Source organism: Paenibacillus violae (assembly GCF_032461945.1).
GTDB classification, from domain to species: domain Bacteria; phylum Bacillota; class Bacilli; order Paenibacillales; family NBRC-103111; genus Paenibacillus_E; species Paenibacillus_E violae.
Map to the genome: position 1 here is coordinate 244,167 of NZ_JAWCUD010000008.1, position 12,212 is coordinate 256,378.

13 protein-coding genes and 1 other annotated feature are annotated in these 12,212 nt (G+C 47.6%); of the genes, 7 read left to right on the plus strand and 6 right to left on the minus strand.

Going from position 1 to position 12,212, the window contains the following annotated elements:
- The first annotated feature begins 5 nt into the window (after window positions 1-5).
- Together RQP52_RS22525 and RQP52_RS22530 are read left to right on the plus strand one after the other, a co-directional pair.
- Window positions 6-428 (plus strand): pyridoxamine 5'-phosphate oxidase family protein, encoded by a 423-nt coding sequence (locus RQP52_RS22525; RefSeq protein WP_315953927.1) that lies wholly within the window; start codon window positions 6-8, stop codon window positions 426-428.
- A gap of 96 nt (window positions 429-524) precedes the next feature.
- Window positions 525-2,024 carry an IMP dehydrogenase gene (locus RQP52_RS22530; RefSeq protein WP_315953928.1) on the plus strand — a complete coding sequence of 500 codons (1,500 nt, stop codon included), beginning with the start codon at window positions 525-527 and terminating at the stop codon, window positions 2,022-2,024.
- Between the two features lie 98 nt (window positions 2,025-2,122).
- Here the strand turns inward: RQP52_RS22530 and RQP52_RS22535 are convergent, their stop codons facing one another.
- From RQP52_RS22535 to RQP52_RS22550, 4 genes are all read right to left on the minus strand, one after another.
- Window positions 2,123-3,088, minus strand: a complete 966-nt coding sequence (locus RQP52_RS22535) for a type I phosphomannose isomerase catalytic subunit (RefSeq protein WP_315953929.1) — start codon at window positions 3,086-3,088, stop codon at window positions 2,123-2,125.
- Between the two features lie 81 nt (window positions 3,089-3,169).
- On the minus strand, window positions 3,170-3,748 hold the full coding sequence (locus tag RQP52_RS22540) for a class I SAM-dependent methyltransferase (protein WP_315953930.1): 579 nt from the start codon (window positions 3,746-3,748) through the stop codon (window positions 3,170-3,172).
- Between the two features lie 40 nt (window positions 3,749-3,788).
- A complete protein-coding gene (locus RQP52_RS22545) occupies window positions 3,789-4,415 on the minus strand; it encodes a c-type cytochrome (protein WP_315953931.1) in 627 nt (208 codons plus the stop codon).
- Between the two features lie 82 nt (window positions 4,416-4,497).
- Window positions 4,498-5,460 carry a TIGR01212 family radical SAM protein gene (locus tag RQP52_RS22550; protein ID WP_315953932.1) on the minus strand — a complete coding sequence of 321 codons (963 nt, stop codon included), beginning with the start codon at window positions 5,458-5,460 and terminating at the stop codon, window positions 4,498-4,500.
- 152 nt (window positions 5,461-5,612) lie between these two features.
- On the opposite strand from RQP52_RS22550, the gene RQP52_RS22555 reads away from it, so the two are divergent.
- Both RQP52_RS22555 and trmB read left to right on the plus strand, forming a co-directional pair.
- A complete protein-coding gene (locus RQP52_RS22555) occupies window positions 5,613-6,218 on the plus strand; it encodes a WGxxGxxG-CTERM domain-containing protein (RefSeq protein ID WP_315953933.1) in 606 nt (201 codons plus the stop codon).
- Window positions 6,219-6,712: 494 nt separating this feature from the next.
- Window positions 6,713-7,444, plus strand: a complete 732-nt coding sequence (gene trmB, locus RQP52_RS22560) for a tRNA (guanosine(46)-N7)-methyltransferase TrmB (RefSeq protein ID WP_315953934.1) — start codon at window positions 6,713-6,715, stop codon at window positions 7,442-7,444.
- A gap of 95 nt (window positions 7,445-7,539) precedes the next feature.
- Here the strand turns inward: trmB and RQP52_RS22565 are convergent, their stop codons facing one another.
- Both RQP52_RS22565 and RQP52_RS22570 read right to left on the minus strand, forming a co-directional pair.
- Complete coding sequence (locus RQP52_RS22565) at window positions 7,540-8,667, minus strand: MGDG synthase family glycosyltransferase (protein ID WP_315953935.1); 1,128 nt, start codon at window positions 8,665-8,667, stop codon at window positions 7,540-7,542.
- Between the two features lie 5 nt (window positions 8,668-8,672).
- Window positions 8,673-9,200, minus strand: a complete 528-nt coding sequence (locus RQP52_RS22570; RefSeq protein ID WP_315953936.1) for a phosphatase PAP2 family protein — start codon at window positions 9,198-9,200, stop codon at window positions 8,673-8,675.
- An 810-nt stretch (window positions 9,201-10,010) separates the two neighbouring features.
- Here RQP52_RS22570 and RQP52_RS22575 point away from each other — a divergent pair.
- From RQP52_RS22575 to rpmI, 3 genes are all read left to right on the plus strand, one after another.
- Complete coding sequence (locus tag RQP52_RS22575; RefSeq protein ID WP_127455516.1) at window positions 10,011-11,246, plus strand: glycosyltransferase family 2 protein; 1,236 nt, start codon at window positions 10,011-10,013, stop codon at window positions 11,244-11,246.
- Window positions 11,247-11,276: 30 nt separating this feature from the next.
- Window positions 11,277-11,422: a sequence feature (ribosomal protein L20 leader region), on the plus strand.
- A gap of 50 nt (window positions 11,423-11,472) precedes the next feature.
- Entirely contained in the window at window positions 11,473-11,973 is a 501-nt protein-coding gene (gene infC, locus RQP52_RS22580; protein ID WP_127455517.1) for a translation initiation factor IF-3, read from the plus strand.
- Between the two features lie 32 nt (window positions 11,974-12,005).
- Window positions 12,006-12,209, plus strand: a complete 204-nt coding sequence (gene rpmI, locus RQP52_RS22585) for a 50S ribosomal protein L35 (RefSeq protein WP_145658092.1) — start codon at window positions 12,006-12,008, stop codon at window positions 12,207-12,209.
- The last annotated feature ends 3 nt before the right edge of the window (window positions 12,210-12,212 follow it).

Genomic DNA, 12,212 nt, shown 5'->3' on the forward strand with positions numbered 1-12,212 from the left:
GCTGAATGAACGAGACAAAGAATAAACTGGAAGAGCAGATTGAACAAGTTCTCGACGCTAATAAAATTTGTTCGTTTGCCACGGTTGAAGGAACGAAGCCGAAAGTCCGTTATATGGCGCTGCATCATGAAGGGCTGACCCTGTATCTAACTACGAATCGGAAGACGGATAAAGTGGACGAGGTGAAGGACAATCCCAATGTCCATATCCTGGTCGGATATGATGGGAGGAAATCCTCTGACATTTTGCAGATTCAAGGGACAGCGACGATAAGCAAAGATAATACGCTGCGTGAAAAGCTGTGGACAGACGAGATGGCAAAGTGGTTTGACGGTCCGCAGGATCCCAACTACGTCGTCCTCGACATCACGCCTTCGTACATGGAATATATGAATGGTGAGGCTGAAACGCAGATCTGGAAGGGGTAAATATACGTTTTCCTGAAAAAACCATTGACCACAGGTGAGGTTCAATGATACGATTGAAAAAATTTACCTATGGATCGATGAGGAGGAAATTGTAAAGTGGCTACGTATTACTTGGAACCATCCCGCACATTCAGCGAGTTTCTGTTAATTCCTAACCTGACAACAAAGGCTTGTACACCGGCGAATGTTAAGCTCAAAACACCGCTTGTCAAGTTCAATAAAGGCGAGGAGCCTGCAATCTCGCTCAATATCCCGTTTTCATCTGCTGTCATGCAAGCCGTATCCGATCATGGAATGGCGATTGCTTTGGCGCGTTGTGGCGGGATTTCATTTATTTTTGGCTCGCAGTCGATCGAAGAGGAAGCACAGATGGTACGGAAAGTGAAAGGGTATAAGGCTGGCTTCGTCGTAAGCCGCTCTAACTTGACGCCCGATCATACATTAAGCGATGTGCTGGCATTGAAAGAAGAGACGGGCCATTCCACAGTAGCGATTACGGACGACGGTACAGCGAACGGCTTGCTGCTGGGTATTGTAACAGGTCGTGATTACCGCAAAAGCCGTGACCCGCTGGATCGTCCGATTCGTGAGTTCATGACGCCTTTTGATAAGCTGATTTACGGAAAATCGGGAATTACTTTATCGGAAGCGAACAATTTAATTTGGGATCACAAGCTGAACTGCTTGCCGATTGTCGATGAGCAATTGAAGCTTGAAACGCTTGTTTTCCGCAAAGATTATGATGAGCACAAAGAAAATCCGATGGAACTTCTTGATGCTAACAAAAGTTATATTGTTGGTGCGGGAATCAATACCAAGGATTATAAAGAAAGAGTTCCTGCTCTCGTTGAGGCGGGAGTAGACATTCTGGTCATCGATTCCTCTGATGGCTACAGTGAATATCAGCGTGAAACGGTTCAGTACGTGAAAGAAAATTTCAATGTGAAAATCGGGGCCGGCAACGTTGTCGACCGTGAGGGCTTCCTCTACCTCGTGGAGTCTGGTGCAGATTTCGTGAAAGTAGGAATCGGTGGCGGTTCGATTTGTATCACACGGGAACAAAAAGGGATTGGCCGCGGTCAAGCTTCCGCCATCATGGAAGTCGTCGAAGCCAGAGACGAGTATTTCAGAGAAACAGGGACGTACATTCCGATCTGTTCCGATGGTGGTATTGTGCATGACTACCACGTTACACTAGCCTTAGCTATGGGCGCTGATTTCGTGATGCTTGGCAGATATTTCGCCCGTTTCGATGAAAGTCCAACCAGAAAGCTGAAGGTAGGCAACAACTTCGTGAAAGAGTATTGGGGCGAAGGCTCCAATCGTGCCCGCAACTGGCAGCGTTATGACACAGGCGGCAAAAGCAAGCTTTTATTCGAAGAGGGCGTGGATTCCTATGTCCCTTATGCGGGTAGCCTCCAAGAGAACTTGGATAAAACACTTGGCAAAATTAAATCCACCATGTGCAACTGCGGATCACTTACTTTGGATGAGCTGAAAAGCAAAGCGAGAATTGCGCTTGTTTCGGCAACCAGCTTAGTAGAGGGCGGCGCACACGACGTTATTTTAAAAGAAAGCTCCCTGTCGGAAGAATAGACGGTATTCCTAAATAAAAAGCGCTCCACCACATCGATTGGATGTCGGTTGGAGCGCTTTTTGTATGCCATTTACGGCTGGCTGTTGCTTGATAGGTATTAAGGCAAGTAGCTGCGAATTACCGTCATGTTTCCTTCTAACGCATAGCTGCCCAGGTCAGCCGGAAGCAGGAAGCAGTCGCCTGGCTTGGTGGAGATGGTGCCATCTTCCCATTGAAGCGTGCCATTTCCGTCAGCAATGACGAGAATCACGAAGCTTTCAGGTGATGTGCTAAGCTCCCACTTAGGTCCTACCAAACCTTTTTCCACGATGAAAAAAGGAGACTTGGCTAACGTTAACCATGTGCCGGTTTCGCTCAGGTTTGTTTTCATGCGCGTGGAGCCTGAACCTTCATAAGCAATGACGTTCAGTGAATCTTCAATATGAAGATCGCGCGGTTTGCCATCCAGTCCCGGACGGTTGTAGTCATACAGACGGTAAGTCGTATCGGAGTTTTGCTGAATCTCCGCCACCAATACGCCAGCGCCAAGCGCATGAACAGTACCGGCAGGGATGTAGAAGGAATCGCCGGCTTCTACAGGAACTTCCTGCAGGCAGTCCAAAATACGATTCTCGCTAATGGCTTGCGCTAAACTTTCACGTGTAACGCCTTCCTTCATGCCATATATAATTTTGGCGCCGGGTTTGGCGTCTAGGATGTACCACATTTCGGTTTTGCCTAGCTCTCCCGCGGCCAAATGTTCGTAGTGATCATTGGGGTGAACTTGAACGGACAGATCGTCTTCACAATCCAAAAGTTTAATCAGGAGTGGAAAACGTCCGTTTTTTTCGGAAAAGCCTTTGGTGCCGAATAACGTTTTACCGTATTTTTGGCGGATTTCGTCCAACCCAAGACCTTCGAGCTCTCCGTTAATAACTTTCGTTGTTCCGTTCGGGTGATCGCCGATCATCCAGCCTTCGCCAATCGCGCCTTCCGGCAGCTGAAATCCAAACTTCTCCAGGGCTCTGCCTCCCCAGACACGTTCTTTCATTTCAGGTTGAAATTGAAGCGGGTATGATTTCACTGCTATCCCTACTTTCTCTCTATGTATTTAATAGGTAGTAAAGGAGTAAACCTACTACTCTCCTAGCATTATACCATGGGTCTATCTTTTTTCTAGAGCCAAGAGATAGGGGGCATGCGCACTAGTATTCATAAATTGGTAGCGAAGCACCTGATAAGCTGCAAGCGGCAGCTGCTGTGCCCAAGCTTCGACGGCTGCAGCTTCTTCGGAGCCGCCGTCGTGCCCGCTATAGAGCACGATGGTTACAATGCCGCCTTTGCGAAGCAGGCGGAGCGCGGCTTCCAAAGCAGGAAGCGTCGATTCCTGCTTCGTGATCGTTACTGGATCGGCCCCGGGAAGGTAGCCGAGGTTGAAGGTGACCGCGGCCACCTTGCCGTGGCGGTCCTCCGGCACAGCCGTCTCCATGAGCGCATGGCTGCATAAGCTCATGTGCACAGAAGAAGATGCGTCCGGAAGTTCTTTCTCCAGACGCATCTTCGTTTGATCCAGCGCTTGCTGCTGGATGTCAAAGCCGTACACGCGGCCGCGGCGTCCCACCAGCTTCGCAAGGAAGACGGTGTCAACGCCGTTGCCGAGTGTCGCGTCAATGGCGGTATCGCCTGGTTGAACACGCTGGCCGATTAGTTGATGAGCATAACCTAAAACAGAAACAAAACCCATATGAAGAAAGCCTCCATGCTGTTGTGCTGGTGAGCGACAGTTATTTTTTGGCTGCCAGCCATGAGGCCAGCGTTTCGATCTCTTCAGCCTTTAAGGCTTTCTGGAAAGGTGGCATATCGCCACTGCCCTTGATGATTTGCTGCACAATCTCATCTTTGGTTTTACGCGAACCGACCTTCGTCAGGTTCGGCCCGAAGTCTCCTTCAAGGCCAGCCCCGTGGCAGGCCATGCAGTTGTTCTTGAACAGCGCTTCAGCCTGCGCTGCGCTTGTAACACCGGCATCCGCCGTAGCCTGCGGCTTCGGGGATGGCGGAGGCGCCTCGCTTGCAGGCGCAGGCGTTGGTGTTGACACCGGCGTCGGCTTCGCCGTAGCCGACGCCACTGGCGGCACAGCGGTTGCTGCCGCTGCGCTAGGTGTCGCAGCCGCTGCGCTAGGCTGCGGCGTGCTGCTTGCCGCCGGCACTGGCGTGGCCGGCGTTGTTGTAGCTGCCGCTGGCGTAGCCGCGGCTGTTGGTGTCGCCGCCTGCGCCGCAGAGGCAGGTGTGGCATTTGCCGTCACGGACGGTGACGGCGATACAGAAACCGGCGCCGCTGTTTCGGGCGCCGCTCCGCATCCTGACAGGATTAGCATGAACCCAACAAAAGCTGCTCCAACCCTTTTCTTCATCGCACCCATCTCCTTCATATAAGCTCTCACTATATAATAGGAAACGGTTCAAAATCGAAATGGGTTTGATCCCAGCCGCTATTTATTTGTTGGACTTGCCTTTCCAATACTTGCCTTGCCATGTATTTCTTTCTGCTAATAGTTTATCGAAGCTATTTAGCACTTCCCACTTCTTAAGGCTCCACATTGGCCCTATCAGCAAATCGCGAGGAGCATCTCCCGTTAGCCGATGAACGATCATTTCCGGTGGCAGAAACTCGAGTGTATCGACAATGAGCTTCACATACTCGTCTTTTTCAAGAAATTGGAGCAGTCCGGCTTCATATTGTTTCACCATAGGTGTTTTACGCATTAAATGAAGCAAATGGATTTTGATGCCCTGCACATCCATTTGAGCGACTGCTCTGCCGGTGTCCAGCATCATGTCATGGGTTTCCCCAGGCAATCCGTAAATAATGTGCGCACACGTGCGGATATTATGCTTCCTGAGTTTAGCCACAGCATCCAAATAACACTGAGTGTCATGTGCGCGGTTGATCAGCTGGGACGTTGATTCATGAACGGTCTGCAAGCCCATTTCGACCCAAAGATAGGTTCGCTGGTTCAGCTCGGCCAAGTATTCAATGACATCATCCGGCAAGCAGTCGGGCCGCGTTGCAATGGATAAGCCAACTACGCCTGGCTGCTGTAAAATGACTTCATAATACTCGCGCAGTTGCTCCACAGGTGCATACGTATTCGTATAAGCTTGGAAGTAACCGATATATTGGGCATCCGGCCACTTTTGATGTTGGAGATCTCTGATCTTGTTAAACTGCGTAACGAGATCGTCGCGGCGGCTTCCGGCGAAATCGCCGGAGCCTCGGGCACTGCAAAACGTGCAGCCGCCGGTTGCAATATTGCCGTCGCGATTCGGACAAGTGAAGCCTGCGTCGAGCATGACTTTAAACACTTTGCCGCCGAACGCTTCGCGCATTTCATAATTCCATGTATGGAAACGTTTATCCCCCCAGAGCTGAGGCGATTCTTGTATGATTGTAGACATCAGATTAGAACTCCTTTCCTTCCACCCTATTGTAGCGAAAAATAAACATGAAAGCGACCCCTGCCTTTCCACCAACTTCCCCGTTAAAAGAGGGCTTATCGGAGCATGATAACTTTGCATGACGATCATATGCCGAGAGGGGAAATGAAAAAGTGAAAAAGTTTCGTACAGTGACATTGGCGGTAGCTTTAACGACAGCATTGAGCTTTGGGGCAGTTGGGGCGCACGCTAACATGAGTACACCGACAATGAACGCTCATACGGGTACTTCAGGGACTATGGGGACGGGGACTACGACAACATCGGGCTATTCGGGCAGTACTTATGACGCTACGACGGGGACTAGCGTCGGAACAGGCTTGTTGAACGGAACGGGGACGATGACCAACACGAATACGTACAACGGAGTTACAACTCCAATTACAAGTCCAAATGCTGTGGCTCCAACTACTAATCCACACAGATATGATGGCTTGTACAGACCAGACGGAACAACGACTAACACGTATACGGGAAAAAGCACGGGTACTGGCGTGTTAGGTCAAATCAATGGCTATGGCAATAATCTCATGGACCGGATGAGCACAACAAGCACAACAGGAACGAATCGCGGCAATTATGATACGTCATCTTATCGCGCTTATGCGACCACGTCATCTGACAAGAGCATGAACTGGGGATGGCTTGGATTGATAGGGTTAATAGGGTTAGCAGGATTAAGAGGTGGCAATAGAAACAGAGATGAGAGTTACAAATAACGAATGAACAATGGACGCCTTCCTGATGGAGGGCGTTTTTGTTGTGTAGGCGAAGTTTACCCATAATAGGGCCAGGCCTACATTGCATTATATACAACAAAAATGCTTGATTTGACGGCGAATGTTGTCTTTCGTTGCACAAAATACATCGATTTGTTGCGAAAAGGTGAGATATAAGCAGTTTAGTGCTTATATCGTTGTATGAAGTACAACATAAGGGCGGGCTAAGGCCCAATTACAGCTAAATGATTGTAAAAAATACAACATAGAACGTTGCTAACGGAATCTGGCATGAGTCTGAATAAGCTTTTTTATGTTATTCTCATGATCTGCCATTCATAAAGCTATCTCTTTAAACCGAAACTACTTTATCGAGAGACACCTTGACTGTTGAACTTACTTACTGTGAAGAAGTTCAATTCCCTTTGATTTTTTCCCAAGAATGGTCTATGATTTGTATTCGATAGCTTGTACGTGTAGGAGGCAAATAATAGATGCGGTTACGGGGAAGAAAAGGAATTCGAGAAGATATTGAACGCCAGAAAGAACTCGTTGTTCTAAATGCCAAAGATTATAAGGGCAAATGGGCGGAGTTATTTGGCAATAATAACCCTATTCATGCTGAGCTTGGGATGGGGAAAGGGCGTTTCATCAGTGAAATGAGCAAGAAATACCCCGATATTAATTTCATTGGCGTCGATATGTATGATGAGCTGATCCGCAAAGCGAGTGAGAAAGCGAAGATCGCTCATGAGATTAATACCGAGGAAGAATCAGAATCAGTGAATAACATCCCGAATTTGAAGCTGATGCTGTTCAATATCGAACATATTGAAGAAGCTTTTGCTGAAGGTGAACTGGAGCGGGTGTATTTGAACTTCAGTGACCCGTGGCCGAAGAAAAAGCATGCCCGGAGACGTCTGACACATCCAGGTTTTGTGGCTAAATATCAGCAAATTTTGAACGAAAACGGCGAGATTCATTTGAAAACAGATTCGCAGTCACTATTTGAATTCTCGTTGAATTCTTTTGCCGATATGGGTTTAAGAATGCGCAATATTTCTTTGAACCTACATGCTGAGGGGTTCCACCCGGATCATGTCATGACGGAATACGAAACCAAATTCGCCACAAAGGGTATGAACATCCTTCGTTGTGAAGTGGTGATTGGTCAGGACGTGCTGGCCGCTCATCTCGATCAATTGAACAAGGCGAAAGCGGAATAAACTCATCGTTATCTCGCCATAAAAAACCAAAAAAGAGGCTCCCCTTCGTCATTTGATGACTTTAGGGGCAGCCTCTTTGTACATTTAATGATAGGTTAGCCCATCACTTGCAGAATAACCTCTGAACAATCCGCTGAAGGCGTGTTCATTCGTTGACGGTAATTCCATACGCGTCTGGCCTGGACATCCGTATAGCGGCTGACGAGCATCGACAACCAGTTCGAGATCGTATCGGCGGACCGGATAGGTTCACCGAATCCTTTTTCGGTAAAGTAGTGCACATTCTCTTCCTCTTGTCCCGGGATCGGATCGTAGAACAGCATCGGAATGGACTTAGCAAGACCTTCTGAACAGGTCATTCCACCTGGCTTGGTAACCAACAAGTCCGAAACTTCCATTAATTTGTCAATGTCTGGCGTAAATCCGAGCAGGCGGATGTTCGGGTGCTGATACCGTTCGTCCGCGGAGAGTTTCGCTAATATTTTGGCGTTATTTCCTAGGCAAAAGATGAACTGCACGCGGTCTCTCCAGGCAACGAGATGCTCACTGAGCGAATCGCCCCCGATTAGACCCCAACCGCCGCCCATGACGAGTACTGTTGGCATCGCGGCTAATTGGAACTGCTGTCGGATGATGGCTTTATCGTGCGCTACACGGAAACTTGGGTGGACAGGGATCCCTGTAATTTCGACCTGAGCCGCGGGGATTCCCCGACCAAGCAGCTTATTTTTGACATCCTCTGTCGAGACCATATACTTATTCACTTCACGACTGACCCATGTTCCGTGTACGTCATAATCCGTAATGACTGTGCACAGCGGAATGGCAAGGCCGGCTCGTTTGAGCCGAGACACGACGACGCTGGGAAAAGGGTGCGTGCAGACGATTGCTTGGGGAGCCCAGTTCTGGATAATCTCCGCGGTCTGTGCGTAGAAAATGCGGTGCAGTGCTAATTGTGTCAACGGATTTAACGATTTCTTGTACTGAGAGCGGTATAATCGACCATAAAGTTTGGGATTTGTGGTCAGCGTCTTTTTGTAAGCCTGGATAATCCATGGCGCAATAGTCGGATGCAGGAAAGACCCCAGTTCTAATACACGTGTTTCAATCGTTGTGCATCGCTTTTCTAAGCTTACTGCGAGCGCATAAGCTGCTTGCGTATGACCTGCTCCGAAACCTTCGGAGAGGATGAGAACCCGCTTTTTACCCTGCCCAGCATCCATTCATTTTACCCCCATAGAGCTACAGTTGTTAGTGCTGCTGCCGTACCGATCAAACTGCCGACGAAACAATCGGAAGGATAATGCAGCCCAAGATAGATACGTGATAGACCAACGATAAATGCAAGCGGCAAAAGAATGATTCCCAGGATAGGCATGGCTGCTATAAACGGAATGATGATCGAGAAAATAGCGGTTGTATGTCCGGACGGAAAAGAATGATCCGTTAATGGATTTTTATACGTAATCGTTTGAGGATGTACGAGATAAGGGCGGAGCCGCGGATATTTCTTTTTAATGATAGCAACCGGTATATGGCTGATGGTTAAGGCGATTAGAGCTTGAATACCAGCGGTTTGCAGTGCTCCTTGCCCAAATAAAGCACAGCAAAGTGAAATCACGATCGTCGCCGTAGCTCCTCCTAAATGCGTAATTCTAGAAAAGAAATGATCGAGGAAGAAGTGCTGAATACGTTGATTCACAAAGTGGAACATGCGTGTTTCATGATGCTGAAGCCAGTTCACGACTCTGCTCATGAGTAGTAGCCTCCTTCGAAACTTGAGATATCTGTTATTTCAAATTATATAGATCATTTATTAAAAGGAGATTAACGCAGTAATAAATTTTTAGAAATATACGTTTACACTTTTAAGGTCGGGTAAAAAGAAGTAATGATGGAAATAATGGTAGAGTATTCCTTTTATTTTACCCTAAATGTCGAAGTGCTATCCCGTTCCATTGGGCCTAGAACGATTGTTTTGTAACCCCTTTCAAATTGGGATTTATTGGATTTGATGTCGACGTTGCGCGGTTCAGGCTGAAAATGCCCGAAAGAAAGTCAGTGCTTAGGTCGTATGGCATCGACGTTGCGAAGTCCGTTATGCTGTAAGTCGGGCGTTATGGTGCTTGTGAATGAGTTTTTCCGATGACGGACTCTCTGCGTGGAAACCCAGCGAATGTTATGAAGGATACCTCTGAAAAGCTTACAGGAACCGTTGCTTGATTGAACCCGGCAAAAGTTGTCAGGAGAAGCTCGGGTGAATTATAATAAACCCGAAACACATGAGGGGTTGCTGGTTGGTCTAAATGGTGAACTTTTTGTACACAATAAAATGAAAAACGTTGAAAACAGGACTTTAACGATCTGATTTCAAGCACATACGGCAAAGTATGTGTCCGTTCCCCTTAAATCTCTGAGAACTGGCTATTTTTCGGTTTTTGTAGACTTTGACAAATAGGGGGAAAGAGAGGAAAATCAAGAACGGTTAATTCACCTGTACATAATTGCGCACTATGCGTATAAAAAGATAGCTTGTGTGCATAAACAAAAAGGGGGACTTTGCTTCATGCTTGACAAGATTGTGCTTACGTTTCAGATTGGCTTGGCGCTCGTCGGTGCGTATCAGTTTTTTTTAACATTCTTCGGATGGTACCGTCCAAGAAACAAACAGAAATTTGCGCCGCAAAAATCGTTTGCTGTCCTGGTTGCAGCTCATAACGAGGAGCAAGTCGTTGGCGCATTGATCGAGAATCTGAAGTCTTTGGATTACCCCAAAGAGCTCTATGACATCTTCGTGATTTGTGATAACTGTACGGATAACACGGCTGCAATTACGCGCAGTCATGGCGTTTATGCCATGGAGCGTCACAACCCGAATCTACGAGGCAAAGGTTATGCGATTGAATGGATGCTGAAGGAGCTTTGGAAGCGCGAACGCCAGTATGACGCGGTGGTCATGTTCGATGCCGACAATCTCGCCAGCCCGGACTACCTGATTCACATGAACAATGATCTTTGTTCCGGCTCCAGAGTTATTCAGGCTTATTTAGATAGCAAGAACCCGAACGATTCTTGGGTTACTGGCTCCTACGCAATTTCGTATTATTTTGCAAACCGTTTCTGGCAGATGCCCCGCACGAACTTGGGCCTTGCCAACTATTTAGGCGGTACGGGCATGTGTTTTGAGTCCAAGCTGTTAAAGCAGATTGGATGGGGAGCTACCAGCCTGGTTGAGGATTTGGAGTTCTCGATGCGTTGTATCAAAATGGGAATTAGACCGACTTACAATTACGAAGCGTTCGTTTACGATGAGAAGCCGCTTACGTTCAGAGCATCTGCCAAACAGCGTCTGCGCTGGATGCAAGGACACTTTGACGTGGCCAAGCGTTACTTCTTCCCGCTATTGTGGCAAGGTATCAAAGAAGGCAGTTGGACGAAGATTGACGCGGCTATTTACTCCGCTAACGTATATAACTTCTTCTTCGGAGCGATTATCACCGTGCTGCTGTGGATCAAATCCATAACGCCGGGCTGGTCCGAAACACCGATGCTTGCTGATATCAATCCGGTTTTCTTTAACTCTGTGAGTTTTGCCATTTTCGTGCTGCTGCCAATCTCTATGATGATTGAGAAGGCGCCGCGCCAAGTGTATAAATATTTAATCTTATATCCTGTGTTTATGGTCTCTTGGTGGCCGATTACGTTCTTTGCGTTCTTTACGCAAAACAACAAGCAATGGAGCCACACGGAGCATACACGCGTCATTCGCCTGGATGAAATGAAAAGTAAACAAGTCAGTTGACTTTTCTTCACCGAGATGATATTATACTTCAAGTAAAAGCAGAAGCGCCCGCTTCTCACCTGACCAACTACGCTGTTGGCTGGTTTGAATGAATCATCATGAATGCTCAATAGGTTGCTTAAACCTGTTATTGATGAAGATGTGGGCCGTTACCGTGCCCACATCTTTTTTATATTGGATAGAGGTACATACTTTCTGGAGGTGGAACACTATTAGCAAAGACCATATGATTAATGATGAGATTCGTGTGAAGGAAGTACGCCTGATTGGGGCGGACGGAGAACAACTTGGCATTACGCCGATTCGCGAAGCTCTTCAAATCGCACAAGACGCGAACCTGGATTTGGTAAATGTGGCACCAACGGCGAAGCCGCCGGTATGCCGCATTATGGATTACGGTAAATTCCGTTACGAAACACAGAAGAAAGAGAAAGAAGCTCGTAAGAACCAGAAGATCGTGGATATCAAAGAGATTCGCTTAAGCGCGACAATTGATGAGCATGACTTCCAAACGAAGCTTCGCAATGCGATTAAGTTCCTTGGCGATGGCGATAAAGTGAAAGCCAGCGTCAGGTTCCGCGGGCGCGAAATAGCGCACTCGGAGATTGGTCGCAGAGTGCTTGAACGTCTGGCTACTGAAACAGCCGACATTTCCTCACAGGAGCGCGCTCCTAAGCTTGAGGGAAGAAGCATGATCATGATCTTAACGCCGAAGGCAACAACCTAGGCGGTATACTAAATTAGGAGGAACAACACACCATGCCGAAAATGAAAACACACAGCAGCCTGAAAGGCCGTTTCAAAATTACTGGCACAGGCAAAGTGATGAGATACAAACAAGGTAAGAACCACTTGCTTTCCGGTAAATCATCCAAGCAAAAACGCGTTTTGTCCACGAACCCAGTAATGGCTCCTGGCGATGTACGTCGTTTGCAACAACAACTGACACTAATCAAAGGTTAATTC

Excerpts from the sequence above, each read along its gene's own strand:
- RQP52_RS22525 (WP_315953927.1), top strand. The coding sequence starts at position 6 with ATGAACGAGACAAAGAATAAACTGGAAGAGCAGATTGAACAAGTTCTC.
- RQP52_RS22540 (WP_315953930.1), bottom strand. The coding sequence starts at position 3,748 with ATGGGTTTTGTTTCTGTTTTAGGTTATGCTCATCAACTAATCGGCCAG.
- RQP52_RS22545 (WP_315953931.1), bottom strand. The coding sequence starts at position 4,415 with ATGAAGAAAAGGGTTGGAGCAGCTTTTGTTGGGTTCATGCTAATCCTG.
- RQP52_RS22550 (WP_315953932.1), bottom strand. The coding sequence starts at position 5,460 with ATGTCTACAATCATACAAGAATCGCCTCAGCTCTGGGGGGATAAACGT.
- trmB (WP_315953934.1), top strand. The coding sequence starts at position 6,713 with ATGCGGTTACGGGGAAGAAAAGGAATTCGAGAAGATATTGAACGCCAG.
- RQP52_RS22565 (WP_315953935.1), bottom strand. The coding sequence starts at position 8,667 with ATGGATGCTGGGCAGGGTAAAAAGCGGGTTCTCATCCTCTCCGAAGGT.
- RQP52_RS22570 (WP_315953936.1), bottom strand. The coding sequence starts at position 9,200 with ATGAGCAGAGTCGTGAACTGGCTTCAGCATCATGAAACACGCATGTTC.
- RQP52_RS22575 (WP_127455516.1), top strand. The coding sequence starts at position 10,011 with ATGCTTGACAAGATTGTGCTTACGTTTCAGATTGGCTTGGCGCTCGTC.
- infC (WP_127455517.1), top strand. The coding sequence starts at position 11,473 with ATGATTAATGATGAGATTCGTGTGAAGGAAGTACGCCTGATTGGGGCG.
- rpmI (WP_145658092.1), top strand. The coding sequence starts at position 12,006 with ATGCCGAAAATGAAAACACACAGCAGCCTGAAAGGCCGTTTCAAAATT.